The 20732-nt window shown below is 39.0% G+C and carries 18 protein-coding genes; 1 reads left to right on the top strand and 17 read right to left on the bottom strand.

All coding sequences use genetic code 11. From position 1 onward, the window contains the following. Window positions 1–515 (top strand): DUF6266 family protein (locus AC1DG9_RS09625; RefSeq protein ID WP_477634558.1); only part of this gene is annotated, 515 nt, incomplete at its 5' end. Between the two features lie 27 nt (window positions 516–542). On the opposite strand, the gene AC1DG9_RS09620 is transcribed toward AC1DG9_RS09625, so the two are convergent. The 17 genes from AC1DG9_RS09620 to ilvD form a co-directional block, all read right to left on the bottom strand. Continuing rightward, on the bottom strand, window positions 543–1682 hold the full coding sequence (locus tag AC1DG9_RS09620; RefSeq protein WP_477634557.1) for a 6-bladed beta-propeller: 1140 nt from the start codon (window positions 1680–1682) through the stop codon (window positions 543–545). Window positions 1683–1751: 69 nt separating this feature from the next. Next, a complete protein-coding gene (locus AC1DG9_RS09615; RefSeq protein ID WP_172660958.1) occupies window positions 1752–2120 on the bottom strand; it encodes a hypothetical protein in 369 nt (122 codons plus the stop codon). Window positions 2121–2279: 159 nt separating this feature from the next. Beyond that, on the bottom strand, window positions 2280–3623 hold the full coding sequence (locus AC1DG9_RS09610) for a hypothetical protein (protein ID WP_288879649.1): 1344 nt from the start codon (window positions 3621–3623) through the stop codon (window positions 2280–2282). Between the two features lie 433 nt (window positions 3624–4056). Continuing rightward, on the bottom strand, window positions 4057–4473 hold the full coding sequence (locus AC1DG9_RS09605; RefSeq protein ID WP_288879650.1) for a hypothetical protein: 417 nt from the start codon (window positions 4471–4473) through the stop codon (window positions 4057–4059). Between the two features lie 116 nt (window positions 4474–4589). Beyond that, a complete protein-coding gene (ilvA, locus tag AC1DG9_RS09600; protein ID WP_172660953.1) occupies window positions 4590–5837 on the bottom strand; it encodes a threonine ammonia-lyase IlvA in 1248 nt (415 codons plus the stop codon). A gap of 159 nt (window positions 5838–5996) precedes the next feature. Continuing rightward, window positions 5997–7055, bottom strand: a complete 1059-nt coding sequence (gene leuB / locus AC1DG9_RS09595; RefSeq protein WP_337715846.1) for a 3-isopropylmalate dehydrogenase — start codon at window positions 7053–7055, stop codon at window positions 5997–5999. A 70-nt stretch (window positions 7056–7125) separates the two neighbouring features. Beyond that, complete coding sequence (locus tag AC1DG9_RS09590; protein ID WP_172660951.1) at window positions 7126–8643, bottom strand: alpha-isopropylmalate synthase regulatory domain-containing protein; 1518 nt, start codon at window positions 8641–8643, stop codon at window positions 7126–7128. A 156-nt stretch (window positions 8644–8799) separates the two neighbouring features. Beyond that, entirely contained in the window at window positions 8800–9396 is a 597-nt protein-coding gene (gene leuD, locus AC1DG9_RS09585; protein ID WP_172660950.1) for a 3-isopropylmalate dehydratase small subunit, read from the bottom strand. A 19-nt stretch (window positions 9397–9415) separates the two neighbouring features. After that, window positions 9416–10822 (bottom strand): 3-isopropylmalate dehydratase large subunit, encoded by a 1407-nt coding sequence (leuC, locus tag AC1DG9_RS09580; RefSeq protein WP_477634556.1) that lies wholly within the window; start codon window positions 10820–10822, stop codon window positions 9416–9418. Between the two features lie 42 nt (window positions 10823–10864). Beyond that, on the bottom strand, window positions 10865–12028 hold the full coding sequence (locus AC1DG9_RS09575; protein WP_477634555.1) for a 2-isopropylmalate synthase: 1164 nt from the start codon (window positions 12026–12028) through the stop codon (window positions 10865–10867). Between the two features lie 11 nt (window positions 12029–12039). Further along, on the bottom strand, window positions 12040–13131 hold the full coding sequence (gene leuB, locus AC1DG9_RS09570; protein ID WP_172660949.1) for a 3-isopropylmalate dehydrogenase: 1092 nt from the start codon (window positions 13129–13131) through the stop codon (window positions 12040–12042). Beyond that, window positions 13128–14534, bottom strand: coding sequence for an ATP-binding cassette domain-containing protein (locus tag AC1DG9_RS09565; RefSeq protein WP_477634554.1), 1407 nt, complete (start codon window positions 14532–14534; stop codon window positions 13128–13130). Before AC1DG9_RS09565 ends, leuB (AC1DG9_RS09570) begins: the two co-directional genes overlap by 4 nt. Before the next feature lie 72 nt (window positions 14535–14606). Next, window positions 14607–16088 (bottom strand): ketol-acid reductoisomerase, encoded by a 1482-nt coding sequence (gene ilvC / locus AC1DG9_RS09560; protein ID WP_477634553.1) that lies wholly within the window; start codon window positions 16086–16088, stop codon window positions 14607–14609. Between the two features lie 33 nt (window positions 16089–16121). After that, window positions 16122–16589 carry a DinB family protein gene (locus AC1DG9_RS09555; protein WP_288879653.1) on the bottom strand — a complete coding sequence of 156 codons (468 nt, stop codon included), beginning with the start codon at window positions 16587–16589 and terminating at the stop codon, window positions 16122–16124. Window positions 16590–16626: 37 nt separating this feature from the next. Next, window positions 16627–17244, bottom strand: a complete 618-nt coding sequence (ilvN, locus tag AC1DG9_RS09550; protein WP_172660946.1) for an acetolactate synthase small subunit — start codon at window positions 17242–17244, stop codon at window positions 16627–16629. A 9-nt stretch (window positions 17245–17253) separates the two neighbouring features. Further along, window positions 17254–18993, bottom strand: a complete 1740-nt coding sequence (gene ilvB / locus AC1DG9_RS09545; protein WP_477634552.1) for a biosynthetic-type acetolactate synthase large subunit — start codon at window positions 18991–18993, stop codon at window positions 17254–17256. 34 nt (window positions 18994–19027) lie between these two features. Then, entirely contained in the window at window positions 19028–20725 is a 1698-nt protein-coding gene (gene ilvD / locus AC1DG9_RS09540; protein ID WP_477634551.1) for a dihydroxy-acid dehydratase, read from the bottom strand. Window positions 20726–20732 lie beyond the last annotated feature (7 nt).

The following is a 20732-nucleotide window of genomic DNA, read 5'->3' as shown; positions in this document are numbered from 1 at the left end:
GACCCCCATCCCCAGCCGAATTGGCAAATAGAGAGAAGTTTGCAGATGTTCAGTTTTGGTTGAAGCCGCTTACCGATTTTTTAAGGGTTGGCTTTAAGGATTATGCCCCTAAATTTGAAGGTTTTGTTGCGGCCAAGTCTTACATATCTAAAAATGCAGTTAGGGGTGAATACCCAAGCTTTGTGATTGAGCCCGCATTAGCTTTAGTAAGTTTTGGTAAACTTGATCCGGCTATAACAGCAGGCGCAGTTTCAGAAAGCACTAATACTTTAACTTTTAGCTGGGATGGAGGCAGGTATGTTTATGATGACAGGGCAATGTTTTTAGTGTATGACATAGAAAATGGAGTGGCTGAATTTGATACTTCGGCCACTAAGAGGTTATTTAAGAAAGGGACATTTACACTGACAAAGAATTTTTCCGGCCGGGAGGTTCATGTTTACCTGGCTTTTGTATCAGAAGATCGGAAAAATAGAAGTAACAGTCAATATCTTGGAAAGGTTACCATTCTTTAGTGTGCGATTCAGTAATACATTTTGATGTTATAACTCCTTCAATCTAAAATACATCAGTTTAAAGACAATATCCTTATCTTCACCTGATTTTGTCTGAGATTTTGTTGCATTTTCAAAAGGCACCATTGTTATAAAGTAGTCACCAAGTTTGCCTGCAATTTTATTACCTGAACGGAAGTTGGGATCCTTTTTACTATTTAATTCAACAAATTGAAGTGTTTTACCTGCCTTCTTCGAAAAAAAGGCATTTCTAGGATCAGTTCTTGAGCCAAAATTATATCTGAAAGAGACCCATTTATCGGTAACAAAAAGCGAGTTATTGTCGTACATTATTTTAGCTGATTCCATTTTTTTCCAGTAGTCAAAATGATCTTTTGCCGGTTTAGCAGAATTAATATCGAATCCTATTTTATTTTCTTCGGGAACCTCGATTTGATATACGGGTTTTACCTGATCAATGCCAACGGTATAGATTTTATCGTCAAGTAGCGGGTAATAGTAAACGGAATCCTTGTAGATATCAAACTGATGGGGAAAACCCAGATCCCGCTCTTTAATTAGGCGAGGGAAGAAAAGTTCCTGAGAATGGTAGGTAAGCATTCCATCTCCTTCCTTATAAAGCCTAAGCCTTCTTAAATCCTTATTATTGTTAAGAATCTCACTTACATAGACATCTTTGGTTTTTGCAAATGTTAAACCGAAGTACCTGGAGCCTACAATATCCAGAACACCTGCCGGTTTTCCATCAAGATCATACCTAAAAATTTTGTTTAAGCTCAGATCTAAAAGTTCTATCCGATGGCTGTATTCATCATAAAATATGTCTGTTAAATTCGCATACTCGTCAGGTTTATCACCCACGTGATTTATCTTGATTTTAGGCTTACCATTTTGATCGAAAAGAAAAATAGTACTTTGCGATCGGTCGGCGATAATGATAAGACTATCTGTTACAAAAAAGTTTGAAATATGTTTAATAGAAAAGTCCTTTTCGGCTTCTAGGGTTACATAATAAACACTATCAGCAATATCCTCAATGAAGGCTTTTTTGTTCTCTGCAGGGTTGATCTTAATCTTCGTTACAGGGAAATCGAATTTCTCTTTCTTTTTCTCCTGTGAGCATGAAATAAGTAGAATTAATAAAGGGAAAAGTAGATAGTACTTCATTGATGAGATATTTGATTTTGAGTAAATATTGAATAATCCGCCACCTGTTTAAGGTGGCGGATTTTAAATTTAGTATTCAGGCCAGCTAGGTACGATATTGGTAACATCATGATAGTTATTATGAGGTCTGTAAGGATTGTATCCTATACCGCATTGAGTTCCCGAATTGTTTGGGAAAAATTCATAATAACCATAGTCGTAACCATACCAGCCTTCAACAACTTTGTAGTAATTGTCATTTTGCCAAACCCATGTACCCGTTCTGTAACTTGTATTGCCTGTGGTTCCGCAATACATAGTACCGTTCGCATCGGTCCATGCAGCATTCGCTGCTCCTGAGTTGTTTGTTACGTCATAATCAAAGAATGCATATTGGAGATTACAAACCAATGTGATCACAACAGCCAGAACTCCTACTATTTTAAGTGTTTTTTTCATGTTTTTTAATTTTAACAAATTATAATTAGGTTAATTTTTAATGATTCGATTGCATTTATAAGACCCCGCAACGGGGTCACCAATGTTGCAACAGAAATAATTCGACCCTGATTAAAGGTGGAATAAGGATGACGAAATCTATGTTAATAAAAGTTAGTTTCATTTGTTAGCCTTGTGTTTCTGGAAGTCATTTCTTTTTTTAAGCAACTCTTTCAGCTCTTGTTTTAGCTTGTCACTGTCATGCCAGATCTTACTATGTTGATGGGCATAAATGCCTATGGAGAGCACATACAAGAAAGTGAGCATAATTGTTAAGTTTTTGTATTTTAAATTGTTTAGGGCCTTATCCACGAAGTAGGCCATAAGGAAAAAGATCCCTATTGAGGCTACGTATACGTACCTGTCGGCAACTATCGCGAATCTGGAAATCGGGATGACATGCAGACAAACCCCAAGATGGACAATGAAAAAACTGATTCCAAAAAAGACCCAATGCTTTTTCCAGAAACCCCAAAACGAAACACATATAATTAATAGCATTGCCGGGTACATCCAGAAACGCATGGGAACTTCTCTGCCTATGGCATTTGGAAACACATATAAGTAGCTTAATTTAACTGGGATTAGACATTTTACAAGGTATTCGGTAACAGAATAGCTGGCAAATATGATGTTCTGGTAAAATGGGTAGCGTGGCGCCTCGGAGAGCAAACCGGCCTTGTCTGCACTTTGAGAAAGTAAGGTAATATATCCAAAAATGAAAGCAATAATAAATAAAGGTAGCTTCTCAAACCATAGCCATTTGCTTCTGAAATCTCTTTTTACCGCATAATCTATTAATAAAAGACAAACCGGAAGAGTAACTGCCTGTTCCTTCCCGGCAAATGACAAAATGAAAAACAAAACGACCAATAAATAATGGCCTATCTTTTTAGAAACGAGGTAGTTTAGGTAAATGTGAATAGCGATTAAATAGAAGAAGCTATAAATGAGAATTTTAGAGGCGGATAACCAGGCGACAGATTCCACAAGAAATGGATGTACTGCCATGATTATGGCGGTAAGAAATGCGATMCGGGTTACAGATTCTGTTTTAAAGCCTTTAGAAAGGTTTAGAAGCTTTTTGATAAAAAGATAAACCAGAATTACATTACTTATATGTATAATAACTCCTAGGAGATGGAACCAGAAGGGATTATATCCAAATGCAGAATAAAGTAATGTGTAAGACAGCTGATTCGCCGGAGCGTATTGACCATTGTAAAACTCGGTCAGTATTGCCCATAAGTTGCTTCGTGTTAAGCCATCTTCTGTGTAGGCATTAACTACAACCCATTGGTCGTCCCAACGCATCTGGAATTTATGCGAAAGCACAGGAAAATAAACCAATAAGCTTATAGAAATTAAGAATAAGATTGTTGTCAGGGTTTTATTATTGTCAATAAAACCTTTTAGCATCGCAATCTTACTAGGGGTGGAGGAAGCGTTAACGTTTGTGTTCATTTTAATAGGGGATGGCTAGATTAAATGAATTGCACGACGGTGAGAGTCGTTAAAATATTACGGCATGGGATGAGTTCTTAAAATTTCTTGGGGCGTAGGCGGGTGTCGCCTAATGGCATTAGAATTTTCAGTTGATCCCTTAAATGGATCAATGATTCTTTTTGGTATGAGCGCGTTCAGGTACTCAAGTCTTTTAAAGTAATATTTAGGCATATCGGGATGATTTAGGCCATTAAATATCTTCTAAAGTTCTAGAAGTCGTTTATTATTTGGTTGTTATCTCTAATATAGATAATATAGTTTGAACTTAATTAAGGCGCTAGTATATGTGGATGGTAACTTTTTTGATACGAAAAAACCAGCGCTTGATAAGGGCTGGTTTTTAGAATATAATTGATTTTTAATCTTTATCCTGAAGCTATTCCGACTGTGTTTACGGTTGGAAAGTTGAAGGAATGATAATCACTTTTGCTGTAATTGGTTTTGTTGGGGCAAAAGGTTCAGTGTCTTGGGCATCAGGACTTTGAATGTGGATTTTAATCTCTCCTGTTTTAAATTCATAGCTATATGTATCCAGATTATATACAAAAGGCAATTGACGTTGAACATTGGGGTTATTTGGATCTGTTATGTAAATCAAAATACCCTCATCATCCATTGTTACCCCATCAATTTCATTGATATCTAAAATAGTTGTGTACGTGTCCTTAGCCGAATTTAAAGTCCAGGAGTTTGGCTGGATCGTATAAATGAAAGTCCTGTTCGGCGTTTCATTTATAATGGTGTCTTTTTTGCACGACACCAAGCCTAGCGTGGTGGTACATAGGATTAAAAATAATAGCTTTTTCATGTGATTTGTGTGTTTTGAAATTAATCAAGCAAATTTATTGCCATAAAAATTAAAGCACTGTGTTTGCTTATTCTGTAATTAAAATGTTATGCAGAATATTGTTATTTACTGCCGAATTAAACCAAATATTCAAATAGTGTTTTGTCGTTGTTAAGCTCTATAATTTCAAACTTAAATTCCTTCATTCTTTGCACCAAAGCATCATAATCTGTGCGATCTGTAAGCTCAATWCCAACCAAAGCAGGGCCATTTTCCTTATTGGTTTTTTTAATGAATTCAAAGCGGGTAATGTCATCATGCGGACCAAGCACATTGTTCACAAAAAGCTTAAGTGCTCCTGGCCTTTGCGGAAAACGGACAATGAAGTAATGTTTAAGTCCTTCATAAAGTAAAGATTTCTCTTTAATTTCCTGCATGCGCTCGATGTCGTTATTGCCACCGCTCACCACACAAACTACAGTTTTTCCTTTTATTTTATCCTTGCAAGCATCCAGAATAGCAACAGATAATGCACCTGCAGGTTCTACAACAATAGCATCCTCATTATAAAGTTTTAATATGGTGGTGCAAATCTTTCCTTCTGCAACCAGTAACATATTGTCTAGCACCTTTGTGCAAAGGTCGTAAGTTAAGTTACCTACACGCTTTACCGACGCTCCATCAACAAAACGGTTTATTTCAGGTAATGTTATGGGGCCACCATGCTCAAATGCTTTTAACATAGACGGGGCGCCTTCAGGCTCAACACCTATCAACTGTATATTTGGATTTTCGTTTTTTAAATAGCTTCCTACACCTGCAGCAAGACCACCACCGCCGATTGGCATAATTACCACCTCAACGCCCGGCAGATCTTCGAATATCTCTACACCAACAGTACCCTGACCTTCAATAATGCTGTAATTATCAAACGGTGGAATAAAAGTCATGTTGTGCTCCTTAGTATAGGCCAGCGCCTCCATAAGGCAATCATCAAAAGTATCTCCAACTAAAACAAGCTCTACGCTGCCGTTCCCAAACATTTCTGTTTGTTTTACTTTTTGTCTAGGCGTAATTTCAGGCATAAAAATTACACCTTTTGTACCCAGCTTATCGCAAGAGAAAGCAACCCCCTGAGCATGATTACCAGCACTTGCGCAAACAACCCCTCTGCTCAATTCTTCTGGCGTTAGCTGACTGATCATATTGTAAGCACCGCGTAATTTGTACGATCGCACGATTTGGAGGTCCTCACGTTTCAGATATATTTCGCAGTCGTATTTTTCAGATAACTTGGAATTGTAAATGAGTGGGGTATGTTTTACAACATCTGCTAACCGCTGTGACGCAGCCTTTGAGTCTAATTTAACAGGATTCTCTGTCATGTTCTGAAATATATAAGGGGCTATAGCATTTAACGCTCGTCATCCTGAATTTATTTCAGGATCCCCCTTTAGAAGTTGCGAATGCGATTTGCGGGATCCTGAAATAAATTCAGGATGACGAGTGTTTTAATTAATTGATAAGGAAAAAGTGGTTAGCTGTTATATGTTTTTAGCCAACCAATCACCAACTTCGCTGGTTTTGTATGCTTTATTTTTTCCAGATAGGTCTTCAGTTACAATTCCTTCTGCAAGAGATTTGTTTACTACTGATCTGATCAATTCTGCTTCTTCTTTTAATCCGAAAGCATCTTCAAACATCATTGCGGCAGACAATACGGTTGCCAAAGGATTGGCAATGTCTTTACCGGCAGCCTGAGGGTAAGAACCGTGAATTGGCTCAAATAAAGACGTATGAACACCAATTGAAGCAGATGGCATAAGACCCATAGAGCCAGAAATTACAGATGCTTCGTCAGTTAAAATATCACCAAATAGGTTTTCTGTGATCAATACATCATATGAATTTGGCCATTGCACCAAACGCATCGCAACTGCATCAACAAATTCGTAGCTTACCGTAACCTCAGGAAAATCTTTTTCCATGTCCTGTACGGTTTCTCTCCACAAACGTGATGTTTCCAATACGTTTGCTTTATCTACGCAGCAAAGTCTTTTACCACGGGCCATCGCCATTTCAAAGCCTAATTTAGCAAGGCGCTGAACCTCTACTCTGGTATAGGTACAAGTATCGAAAGCTGTGTTACCATCGTCTTTTCTACCTCTTTCGCCAAAATAAATACCACCTGTTAACTCACGAAGGATAATAAGATCTGTACCTTCTATACGCTCTCTTTTTAATGGAGAGTTATCGATTAAAGATGGGAAAGTAAATGTTGGGCGTACGTTTGCAAATAAGCCCAGTTTTTTACGCATTTTTAGAAGTCCTTGTTCCGGACGAACGGTAGCTTTTGGATCATTGTCGTAACGTGGATGACCAATAGCGCCAAACAAAACAGCATCAGCTGCCATACAGATATCGTGTGTTGCATCTGGGTAAGGTTCGCCAACAGCATCAATTGCAGCAGTGCCGGTTAGGGCAGAAGTCCATACAATTTCGTGATTAAATTTTTGTGCTACGGCATTTGATACTTTAACTGCCTGATCAATAACCTCAGGTCCAATTCCGTCTCCCGCTAAAAGAGCGATATTAAGTTTCATATATTTTTAGTTGTGTTTTTTAATATTTCTTTAATTATAACCAGTTTTGATTTGTGATGCTAATTTACCTTTAAATAATGTTCAACATTTTCTGGGTAGCTTTAATCGCACACACTGTCTGATCTGAATCAAGGCCTCTGGTTATAAATACTTTCTGTTCGGTTTCCCAGGTAATAATTGTTTCACATAAAGCGTCAGAATTACTTCCGGGCGCTATCCTTACAGCATAATCAATCAGCTTTGGTAAGCTCCTTTCTTTTTTTGCATAAACCCTTGTTAATGCATTCATAAACGCATCAAACTGACCATCGCCTTGCGCATTCTCTTCGAACTTTTCCCCTTCAATTACTACAGAGATAGTAGCAGATGGACGTAAGCCCATTGCATTCATCAATACATACGATTCTACAATAACCTTTTCTTCATAAAGGCTGCTGTCCAACACGTCCGAAATGATGTAAGGAAGATCTTCTTTGGTTACGGTTTCTTTTTTGTCGCCTAATTCAATAACTCTTTGAGTAACTTTCTTCAGGTCGGCATCGTTTAGTTTTAAGCCTAATTCTTGCAGGTTTTTTTCAATATTGGCTTTGCCGGAAGTTTTTCCTAATGCATAACTGCGTTTTCTGCCGAAACGTTCAGGTAGGAGATCGTTAAAGTACAGGTTATTTTTATTGTCCCCATCAGCATGAATTCCGGCTGTTTGGGTAAATACATTATCGCCAACAATCGGTTTGTTCGAAGGGATCCTAACACCCGAAAATGTTTCAACCAGCTTGCTAACTTTATAAATCGAAGATTCTCTAAGTTGTACTTCAACCTCAGGCGCAAAATCATTAATTACGGCAATAGCACTAGCCATTGCTGCATTTCCTGCTCTTTCGCCCATCCCGTTTACTGTTAAATGCAAACCACTTATTCCAGCTTTTACAGATTCTAAAACATTGGCTGTACCAAGGTCATAATCGTTATGTGCGTGGAAATCGAAATGGGTATCCGGATATTTTGATTTAAGCTCAGTAATAAATTTAAAGGTTTCGCCAGGTGTTAAAATGCCCAGTGTATCCGGTAATAATATTCTTTTTATGGGCTGTGTAGTCAGAAAATCTAAATATTGAAGCACATACTCMGGAGAGTTACGCATGCCATTACTCCAATCTTCTAAATAAACATTGGTGGCGATGTTGTTGGCAATTGCCAGATCAATAACATGCTTAATTTCTGCAAAATGTTGTTCTGGTGTTTTTTTAAGCTGGTGCGTTAAATGGTTTAGAGAACCTTTGGTGAGCAGGTTCTGAACTTTAACACCTGCTTTTAACATCCAGTCGATAGAAACACCGTTGTCTACAAAAGATAATACTTCTATACGATCTGCATATCCGTTTGCTTCCGCCCAATTTAAAACTGCTTTTACTGCCTGAAACTCTCCGTCAGATACACGTGCAGAAGCAATTTCAGCCCGGTCAACATGGAGTTCTTCCAATAATAACTGGGCTATGGTTAACTTTTCTGAAATGGAAAAAGACACACCCGATGTTTGTTCTCCATCGCGGAGTGTAGTATCCATTATCTCTATTTTCCTTCTTTCCATGTATCGGGTCTTACTTTTTTTATACTAATTATCCGTCATCGTCGAGATGACGAGGGGTGCTATAGGTGTGCTATAGCATGACGATTATTTGTCATCATTACTTTTTTTAATGCTTAGTCTCACGACAGGCAATAGCTCAGGATGACGGGTAATTTCTTAAAGAGGAAGCTGCAACGCAAACTCTTCGATTTCCGGTTTTATGCTTTGCAGGTAGTCGATGTCATCAAAACCATTCAGCATATTGTCTTTTTTATACGAACTGATTTCGAATTTCTCTTTTTCACCTGTTGCTAAAAGCGTAATGGTTTGTTCMGGTAAGTTTACTTCCAGTTCTGTATTAGGATCAGCAAAAATTGCAGCAAAGATCTTTTCAGAAAACTCGGGACTAACCTGAACTGGTAATACACCAATGTTTAGGCAGTTGTTTCTGAAGATATCAGCAAAAAAGCTTGATACTACACATCTGAATCCATAATCATAAACCGCCCAGGCAGCATGCTCTCTTGATGAGCCTGAACCAAAGTTTTTACCACCAACAAGTATTTTACCACTGTAAACAGGGTTGTTTAATACAAAGTCTTTTTTTGGTGTATTATCTGGGTTATATCTCCAGTCGCGGAAAAGGTTGTCGCCAAACCCAACGCGTTCTGTAGCTTTTAAAAAGCGTGCAGGAATTAACTGATCGGTATCCACATTTTCTATTGGAAGTGGAACCGCGGTGCTTTTTAGTATATTAAATTTATCGTAGGCCATTTTAATCTTTTAAGTGTGTTTAGACAAGTTCTTCAATTAATGTTCTTGGGTCTGTAACCACGCCGGTAACAGCTGCAGCTGCAGCAACTAGCGGACTGGCTAACATGGTTCTTGAACCAGGACCTTGTCTTCCTTCAAAATTTCTGTTCGAGGTACTTACCGCATATTTTCCAGCAGGTATCTTATCGTCGTTCATAGCTAAACATGCAGAACAACCAGGTTGGCGTAATTCAAAGCCAGCTTCGGTTAAAATATCCAGTAAGCCTTCTTCTTTGATTTGAGCCTCAACAATATGAGAACCCGGAACCAACCAAACGGTTACATCGTCAGCTTTATGTCTGCCTTTTACGATAGAAGTAAATGCTCTGAAATCTTCGATACGTCCATTGGTACAGCTACCAACAAAAACGAAATCTATTTTCTTACCGATCATAGATTCGCCTTCAGAGAAGCCCATATAACCTAATGATTTAGCATAGGTTGCAGCACCACCTTCTGCGTGAGCAGCGTCAGGGATATCATGAGAAATTCCCATTCCCATTCCAGGGTTTGTACCATATGTGATCATTGGCTCAATTGAAGAACCGTCGAAAGTCAATTCTTTATCAAAAACAGCATCGGCATCAGTTTTTAACGTTTTGTAATACGCTAATGCTCTATCCCACGCTTCGCCTTTAGGGCTAAACTCACGACCTTTTACGTAATTGATAGTAGTTTCATCAGGAGCGATCATACCGCCACGGGCGCCCATTTCAATACTTAGGTTACAAACCGTCATACGGCCTTCCATAGTCATGTTTTCAAAAACATCACCAGCATATTCAACAAAATATCCGGTTGCGCCAGAAGTTGTAAGCTGAGAGATGATGAACAATGCAACATCTTTAGGCGTAACACCTACACCTAATTTACCATTAACATTGATGCGCATTTTTTTAGGTTTTGGCTGCATAATGCACTGTGTAGAAAGTACCATTTCTACTTCAGAAGTACCAATGCCAAAAGCGATAGCACCAAAAGCACCATGCGTAGATGTATGTGAATCGCCACAAACAATAGTAGCACCAGGTTGTGTGATTCCATACTCAGGACCTACAACGTGTACGATACCATTTTTTTGATGGCCTAGTCCCCAGTGGCTGATACCATATTCATTAGAGTTAGACTCTAATGCCTTTAACTGGTTAGCCGAAAGCGGATCTGCAACCGGCAAATGCTGGTTAATTGTTGGGGTGTTATGATCTGCCGTAGCAAATGTACGTTCAGGGTATAAAACTTTTATTCCTCTGCTTTTTAAACCTAAAAAGGCAACAGGGCTTGTAACTTCGTGGATAAGGTGGCGATCAATAAAAAGCACATCGGSGCCACCTTCTATTTTACGTACCACGTGAGTGTCCCACACCTTATCAAATAATGTTTTGCTCATTTTTTTCTTTTTTTATTATGAATTCTTTTTGTGAGATAAAGGTTAAGCTAATTGTTGCTTGTCCATCATTAACAAAAGATCATCATCATTAATATCTAATTTACTATCTGCCACTGTAAGGAAGCGATGGTAGGCTTCGCCCAATTCTTCTTTATTTAAATTAAAGCCTAAGCGCTCCAAATGGAACTTTAAAGCATGACGGCCACTGCGTGCGGTAAGTACAATACTTGCATCAGGGAAACCAACATCTTCCGGGCGTATAATTTCGTAATTTTCGCGGTTTTTTAAGAAACCATCCTGGTGGATACCTGAGCTGTGTGCAAATGCATTGCTTCCAACAATTGCTTTATTTGGTTGTACCGGCATGCGCATTTGCGAACTTACCATACGGCTCAACTCATAAAAGTTTTTAGTGTTGATATTGGTATGCAAACCTAATGTCTGGTGCGTTTTTAAAATCATGACGACCTCTTCAATAGAGGTGTTACCTGCACGTTCTCCGATACCATTAATAGTACCTTCAATTTGACGGGCACCGTTTTGTAAGCCTGCAATTGAATTTGCGGTAGCTAAACCTAAATCATTATGGCAATGCACAGATATAATGGCATTGTCAATGTTTTTTACGTTCTCTTTCAAAAATTTGATTTTGCTTCCGTATTGATCTGGTAAGCAATAACCATTTGTATCTGGTATGTTTACTACAGTAGCACCGGCTGCAATAACTGCTTCTACCATCTGGGCAAGAAAATGTACGTCTGCGCGACCAGCATCTTCTGCATAGAATTCAATATCCTCTACAAATTGCTTGGCATATTTAACGGCTTCAACTGCACGTGCTAAAATATCTTCTCTTGTACTGTTAAATTTATGTTTGATGTGCATATCAGACGAGCCGATACCAGTATGGATCCTCGGACGTTTTGCAAATTTCAATGCAGCAACAGCAGAATCAATATCACCTTTATTTGCACGTGTAAGWGCACAAATGATCGGCTCAGAAACCGCTTTAGAAAGCTCTACAACGCTTTGGAAATCACCTGGACTTGAAATCGGAAAACCTGCTTCAATAATATMCACGCCAAGCGCTTCCAATTCTTTGGCAATTTCTATTTTCTCTGGGGTTGTTAATTGGCAACCCGGCACTTGTTCACCATCACGCAACGTGGTGTCAAACACATAAACTCTATTTGGATCGTGTAACATAATTTTCGTTTTTAGTTAGTATAGGTTTTTTGTGTAATATATTTTAAGACGAGTTTACCCATTTCCTTAGTACCTAATACTTTATAAGGATTTGTGGTGCCGTCGGCAATGTCATTAGTTCTGAAGCCTTCTTTGAGTACTTTGTCAACTGCAGCAACTACTGTTTTGGCTTCTTCTTTTAGTCCAAAACCTATTTCTAGCATTAACGCTACGGATAGGATAGAAGCCAGCGGGTTGGCCAGGTCTTTTCCGGTGATATCATGTGCAGAGCCATGAATTGGTTCAAAGAAACCAGTACCATCACCAATTGAGGCCGAGGCTAACATCCCCATTGAGCCTGCAATCTGCGAAGCTTCATCTGTAAGGATATCACCAAATAAGTTGGCAGTTAGTACTACGTCAAAGCGCTTAGGATCTTTGATCAGTTGCATTGCGGCATTGTCTATAAACATATGTTCGGTTTCAACCTCAGGGTATTCTTTAGCGATAGCCTGTACGGTTGCCCTCCATAACCTGGAGCTTTCAAGTACGTTAGCTTTATCTACCGAACATAACCTTTTGTTACGCTGCATTGCAGCCTGAAAAGCTTTATGTGCTATTCGTTCTATTTCGTATCGGTGATAGATCATTAAATCCGACGCGGTATTTCTATCCTCAGAAAGTGTTTTCTCTCCGAAATAAACGTCGCCTGTCAGCTCTCTGAAAAATAAAATATCTGTACCCTTTAGTATACTTGGTTTAATGCTTGATGCATTTAACAATTCATCAAACAATAAAATAGGGCGTAGGTTGGCATAAAGACCCAATTCTTTACGGATCTTAAGTAAACCTTGCTCCGGGCGTACTTTAAGCGAAGGATCGTTATCATACAAGGCATGCCCTACAGCTCCAAAGAGGATTGCATCACTTTGTTTGGCTTTTTCCAGGGTCTCATCTGGTAATGGGCTGCCTGTTGCTTCAATAGCAGCATGACCCATTAAAGCTTCGTCAAAGGTAAACTCATGGCCAAAATCTTCGGCTATTTGTTCTAAAATGGCTTTCCCCCATGTGGTTACTTCAGGCCCGATGCCATCGCCGGGTATTACTAAGATATTCTTCTTCATAGTACGCTCTCTAATAAGGTTTCGACGGATTTTACTTCACCGTTTTCTAATAAAATTCTTTTCTCAATACAGCCCGGTATCTGTGATTCAAAATGACCAACATAAATCAATGTTGTACCATTTTTGCACAATTCATCTACCAGTTTGTTAAAATGCAATGTTTGTTGCTGGTCTAATCCCTGGCAAGGTTCATCCAATATCAATAGCTCCGGGTTTTTTACAATGGTACGGGCCAATAATGCCAGTCTTTGTTTACCAAGAGGAAGTTCGTTCATCAAGGTATTTTTATATTCATCCAGGCCGAAATAATGAATTAATTCATMGGTTTTAGCCTTTTTTGAATATCCCGGATCACAAAATAAGCCTGAACTATCATAAAAGCCAGAAACAATACTTTGCCAAACAGTTGCTGAAGGATCAAAATACCAGTGCAATTCTGGTGATATTAAACCAATTCGTTCTTTAATCTCCCAGATGCTTTCTCCGCTTCCTCTTTTGTTTCCAAATAAATGAAAATCATTGGCGTAAGCCTGAGGATGATCGCCACAGATTAAACTTAACAAAGTTGATTTTCCAGAGCCGTTATGGCCATGCAACACCCATTTTTCACCCGCTTTAACTTCCCAGTTGATGTTTTTTAACACCTGTTTTTCGCCGTAGCTGATATTTACATTGATCATTCTAATGATCTCTGCAGATGAAGCATTTACAACCGATTCACTCAAAAATGTAGGAACAGGTTTATCAGACGCTTCTATATCATTCCAGGTACGTTCATCAGCAGAAATTTCGACTAATTTGCCTTCCTCAATTGTCGCAATGCGATTGATGCAGCCAGGTAGCTCGGCTTCGTTGCTGATTAAGATCAACTGTGTTCCTGCTTCAGAAATTTCTTCAAGTAAAGCGTTTAAGTTTTTACGGGAAAGTACATCCAGTCCGTTGTAAGGAAGATCAAGTATTAACAACTGCGGTTTTAACCATAAGGCCTTAACMAATTGTAATTTTTTATGTTCTCCGCTGGATAACTGGATAAGTGTGGAGTCTTTTAATTCCGAAAACCCTAGTGCGGCTAGAACCCTATCTACTTCATGAATTGAAAGTGAATGTTTTTTGCCGAAACTTTCCAATTCAGCTTTTACTGTGGCTGTAGTTTCTGTTGATTGCTTATTGTAACGCTGCTGATAATAGAAATTAGACTGGCCTTCCAAGTCTTTAAATTGAAACCAATTGGCCACATAATAGGCGATAGCAGGTAAACTGCTTTGAGGATTAAAGTTGATTTCAATATTACTGTAGCTATGGCCTATACCGGCCATAGCTTTAGCTAATGATGTTTTGCCACTTCCGCTTGTTCCACACAACAACCAATTCTCGTTACGATTTATAGTCCAGTTCAAATCCATTAACACGGGTTTGTGCCGATACTTTAAATTTAGTTTTGTGATATGGACGACGGGCTGTGACATTTAATATTATTATGCTGTTTTTATAGATTTCATTGCAGTCATCGCTTTTCTTAATCTAGCGCCAACTATTTCAACTTCATGAGAACGAAGCGCCTCATTAATTGCAATTAACGTTCTGTTATCAACCGAACCATCTTTACCTTCGTTAAAGTTTTTACCTACTAAATCGGTATCTACTTTAGTCATGAAATCAGCTAGCAAAGGTTTACAAGCATAATCAAATAAGTAACAACCATATTCAGCAGTGTCAGAGATCACACGATTCATTTCGAATAACTTTTTACGCGCAATGGTATTGGCAATAAGTGGTGTTTCGTGTAACGACTCATAGTAAGCTGATTCTGGTTTAATACCAGCCTGAACCATTGTTTCGAAAGCCAATTCAACACCTRCTCTAACAAAAGCAACCATTAAAGTATAGTTGTCAAAATATTCTTGTTCGCCGATTTTTACATCGCCGGCAGGAGTTTTTTCAAAAGCAGTTTCTCCTGTAGCTGCACGCCATGCCAATAAGTTTTTGTCACCAGCAGCCCAGTCTTCCATCATTGTACGGCTAAATTCACCGCTCATGATATCATCCTGATGTTTTTGGAATAGCGGACGCATAATGTCTTTCAATTCTTCTGAAATTTCAAAAGCTTTAACTTTAGCTACATTGCTTAATCTGTCCATCATACCAGAAACACCGCCATGTTTTAATGCTTCAGTAATTACTTCAACACCATACTGAACAAGTTTAGAAGCATAACCAGCATCGATTCCTTTTTCAATCATTTTGTCGAATGAAAGGATTGAGCCAGTTTGTAACAAACCACAAAGGATAGTCTGCTCGCCCATTAAATCTGATTTTACTTCAGCAACAAAAGATGATTTTAAAACACCAGCTCTGTGGCCACCAGTTCCAACGCAGTAAGCTTTAGCTTGTGCTAAACCTTTTCCTTCCGGATCGTTCTCAGGGTGTACAGCGATTAGGGTAGGTACACCAAAACCTCTTACATACTCAGCTCTTACTTCACTTCCCGGGCATTTAGGTGCTACCATGATCACCGTAATATCTTTACGGATCTGCATTCCTTCTTCCACAATGTTAAAACCGTGCGAGTACAATAAAGTAGCACCTTGTTTCATTAGCGGCATAATTGCAGTTACAACTGCAGTATGTTGTTTGTCAGGAGTAAGGTTAATTACTACATCAGCTGTAGGAATTAATTCTTCGTAAGTGCCAACAGTAAAGTTGTTTTCTGTAGCATTTTTCCATGAATCTCTTTTGCCTTCAATAGCTTCTTTTCTTAAAGTATAGGCAACATTTAAACCACTATCTCTTAAATTTAAACCTTGGTTAAGGCCTTGTGCTCCACAACCTACAATTACCAGTTTTTTTCCTTTTAGTGCATTTACGCCATCAAGAAATTCTGAACTGTCCATGAAATCGCAAACACCTAATTGGTTTAATTTTTCTCTAAGAGGTAATGTGTTAAAATAATTTGACATCGTTTTATCGGTTTTTTGTTATAAGGTTCTTATTTACTTTTTATTTAATGCTTTCTTAATCGATGATGCACAGCCATAGTGGTAAGCATCATGTATCGGAAAAAACTGTACTGCTTCAATTGTGCTTTTTAGTTCTATTCCATAGCTTGTAGTACGCACTATGTAACTTACAAAAACATTGTTGTTCAGATCTTCTGCCAGCTTATCAATAGTGCTAAGCGCCAGGTCTTTTAAAATGTTTATTTCTTCGGCTTCAATGAACTTTTCCGGCTTTGTTCCTTTTTGATAATCCAGAATATACTGAGCCTCTATAACAGGGGCAACATTGGCCAGTTTATAACAAAGTATCTGCTGACTGCTTATAATATGGCCAAAGTTCCAAATTATATTGTTGTTAAAGCCTGCGGGCACCTCATTTACCTCTTCAATCGTTGATGTTTCTATCAACTCAATAAAGTTTTTCCTGGTTTGTATAATCGTTTTAAAAAGAGTGTTTTCCATTTTATTAGTTCTGTAATGCCTATTCGCCTGCTACGAATTACATGCTAAATACATTCTTCTCTTTATCAAGGAATTCATTTTCAATCACATCCTCGCCTGGTTCTCTGCGCTCAAATTCTCTAAGCTTGCGGTTAAAACCTTCACTGTCTTTAATAATGGCAACCCTTGCACTTCTTACAAACTCAATTAGTCCGTGAGGTTGTAGCACCTCAATCAGTTTATCAGTTTCTTCTCTGTGTCCGGTGGTTTCAAAAACAGTATAGTCTTTACGGATCACTACTGCTCTTGCGCCATATTCGCGAAGCAAACGCTCTACCGATACTTTTTCTGCAATCGTATCTGTAGGTACTTTATACAAAGCCATTTCCTGCCAGATGATGTCTTCGTTAGTATTGTAATATACTTTCAATACCTCTACCTGCTTTTCTATCTGACGGGCCAGTTTACGAACCACCTCTTCTGTTTCATGGATCAGAATATTGAAACGGTGAATGTGTTCAATTTCTGAAGGAGAGGTGTTTAAACTTTCAATGTTAATTTTTCTTCTGGAGAAGATGATGGCTATACGGTTAAGTATGCCGATTCTATTTTCGGTATATGCAGTAATCGTAAATTCCTGTTTTCCGGTTATTTCTATATCGTTGGAATTGCTCATGATCTTTAATTATTTAAGTCTGATTTCGCTTACACTACTTCCTTGTGGAACCATAGGGAACACATTATGTTCTTTGGCAACCATTACTTCTAAAAGGTAAGAACCTTTGTGGTCTAACATTTCTTGTAATGCTGCAACAAGGTCTTCACGCTCTGAAACTTTTTTGCCTGCGATGTAGTAAGAATCAGCAAGTTTTACAAAATCAGGACTGGTGATGTCTACAAAAGAATAACGTTTTTCGTGGAATAACTGCTGCCACTGACGAACCATTCCCAAGAATCTGTTGTTCAAAATCATGATTTTAACGTCGATGCCACTTTGCATARTGGTTCCTAATTCCTGGCAAGTCATCTGGAAACCACCATCACCAATAATGGCAACTACTGTACGCTCCGGAGCACCGAATTTAGCACCAATTGCAGCCGGTAAACCAAAGCCCATAGTACCTAAGCCACCGCTGGTAATATTGCTTCTTGTTTGGTTAAACTTGGCATAGCGGCAAGCAACCATTTGATGTTGGCCAACATCGGTAACAATAACAGCATCACCTTTGGTTAGCTCATTTAATTTATTGATAACCTCGCCCATGGTAAGCTCTCCGCTTTCCGGGTTTAGTTCTTTTTGTATTACGGTTTCTTGCTCAGTTTTATCAAAAGCCCTGAATTCCTCTACCCATTCAGTATGCGATTTCTGATCAACCAAAGCAGTTAAGAATGGTAAAGTTTCTTTACAATCGCCCCAAACAGGAACGTCTGCTTTTACGTTTTTATCAATTTCGGCCGGGTCAATATCCAAATGAATAACCTTTGCCTGTTTTGCATACTTATCTAAGCGGCCTGTAACACGGTCGTCGAAACGCATTCCTATTGCAATTAAAACATCGCAAGCGTTAGTTTGTACGTTAGGGCCATAGTTACCATGCATACCAAGCATACCAACATTTAACGGATGATCTGTAGGGATGGCACCGGCACCTAGTATTGTCCATGCTGCCGGAATACCGCTTTTCTCTACAAAAGCTTTAAATTCTTGTTCTGCATTACCTAATAAAACACCTTGTCCGAATAGGATGAAAGGTTTTTTTGCTCCGTTAATTAACGCTGCAGCCTCCTCAATATATTCTTTTCTGATCAAAGGTTTAGGGCGGTAGCTACGGATGTGTTCGCAAGGAGTATATCCTTCGTATTCGAACATTTGTAACTGCGCATTTTTGGTAATATCAATTAAAACCGGACCTGGTCTTCCACTGCGTGCGATATAAAAAGCTTTTGCAAGAACACTAGGAATTTCATTGGCATCAGTTACCTGATAGTTCCATTTTGTAACCGGAGTGGTGATGTTAATTACATCAGTTTCCTGGAAAGCATCTGTTCCTAAAAGGTGTGCAAAAACCTGGCCTGTGATGCAAACCATAGGAGTACTGTCTATCTGAGCATCAGCCAAACCTGTTACCAGGTTTGTTGCGCCAGGACCGCTGGTTGCAAAAACAACACCGACTTTGCCTGAAGTACGTGCATAACCTTGACCAGCGTGTGTGCCGCCTTGCTCATGACGTACTAAAATATGTTGTAATTTTTCTTTGTAATCGTATAGCGCATCATAAATTGGCATGATGGCGCCGCCCGGGTAACCAAAAATGGTATCGGTACCCTCAGCTATTAATCCTTCCAATAAAGCCACAGAGCCTGAAACAGTTGTTGTTTTTTTAGGTTCTGTTAAGGTTGTTGTTTCCTCGTGTGCTGTATCCATTGTTGTATGTTTAGGGTATAGGTTTTCTAATTAATTAATCATTGTAGGCATCAGTAACGCAGCCTTCGCTGGCATTGCTTACTTGTTTAAGGTATTTATAGAGCACTCCTTTTGTGACGGGTGGTGGCAACTGTTTCCAAACCGCTCGGCGGGTAGCCAGCTGCTCTTCAGTTAAATGAACATCAATTGAATTGTTTACTGCATCAATAGTGATGATGTCATCATCATGAACTAATGCGATGTTTCCGCCATCCCATGCTTCAGGAGTGATGTGGCCTACTACAAAACCATGAGTACCACCCGAAAAACGACCATCTGTAATTAAAGCCACAGTTTTACCTAATCCTGCACCTATAATAACCGAAGTTGGCTTTAGCATTTCAGGCATACCCGGAGCTCCTTTATGACCAACCTGTCTGATTACTACAACGTCTCCGCTCTTTACTTTTCCACTTTGAATTCCTGCAATCAGCTTCTGCTCTCCGTCAAACACGCGGGCAGGGCCTACAAATTTTTCGCCTTCTTTACCACTGATCTTAGCTACAGCACCTTTAGTTGCAAGGTTCCCGTAAAGCATTTGTAAGTGACCGGTTTCTTTAATCGGTTCTGTTACAGGGAATATAATTTTTTGATTATCGAAGTCAAGATCTACAGCATCTGCTACGTTTTCTGCCAATGTTTTACCAGTAACAGTGATACAGTMGCCATGAACTAAACCAACTTTTATCAGGTACTTTAAAACCGCAGGGACACCGCCAATTTCATGCAGATCTTCCATCAGGTAAGTTCCGCTTGGTTTTAGATCACCAAGTACCGGAGTGCTGTCGCTGATTTTTTGGAAATCACTAAGTTGTAAATTTAAGCCTACCGATTTAGCCATTGCAATTAAGTGCAATACTGCATTGGTAGAACCACCTAAAACCATAACAGTAACGATAGCATTGTGGAATGACCTTTCTGTCATGATATCTGAAGGAAGGATATTTCTTTCCAATAGAATTCTGATTGCTTTACCGGCTTCTAAGCACTCATTTCTTTTTTCTTCGCTTAATGCAGGATATGAGGAGCTGTAAGGCAAACTCATACCTAAGGCTTCAATAGCAGAAGCCATAGTGTTAGCTGTATACATACCTCCGCAAGCACCTGCACCAGGACAAGCATTTCTGATTACACCCTGAAAATCCTCTTCTTCTAAGTTACCTGCAAGTTTTTGACCCAATGCCTCAAAAGCAGACACAATGTTTAATGCTTTACCCTTGTAGTTCCCAGAGTGGATACTTCCACCGTAAACCATGATAGAAGGGCGATTTAAACGGCCCATTGCCATGATAGATCCCGGCATATTTTTGTCGCAGCCAGGTATAGTGATCAATCCATCGTAGTATTGCCCACCACAAATGGTTTCAATTGAATCGGCAATAACATCTCTTGAAACTAAGGAATAACGCATTCCATCTGTTCCGTTAGACATACCATCACTAACACCAATAGTGCTGAATGTTAAACCGACCATGTCATTTTTCCATACACCATCTTTAACGATTTTGGCTAAATCATTTAAATGCATGTTGCAGGTGTTTCCATCATATCCCATGCTGGCAATACCAACCTGAGCTTTATCCATATCTGCTTTAGTTAAACCAATTCCGTACAACATTGCTTGTGCAGCCGGTTGTGTTGGGTCTTGTGTAAAAGTTTTACTGTAGCGATTGATTTCTGGTGTTTGTGACATATTATGT

It is taken from the genome of Pedobacter sp. 05L430, assembly GCF_056397585.1.
This window is presented reverse-complemented; position numbering and strand designations above follow the sequence as displayed.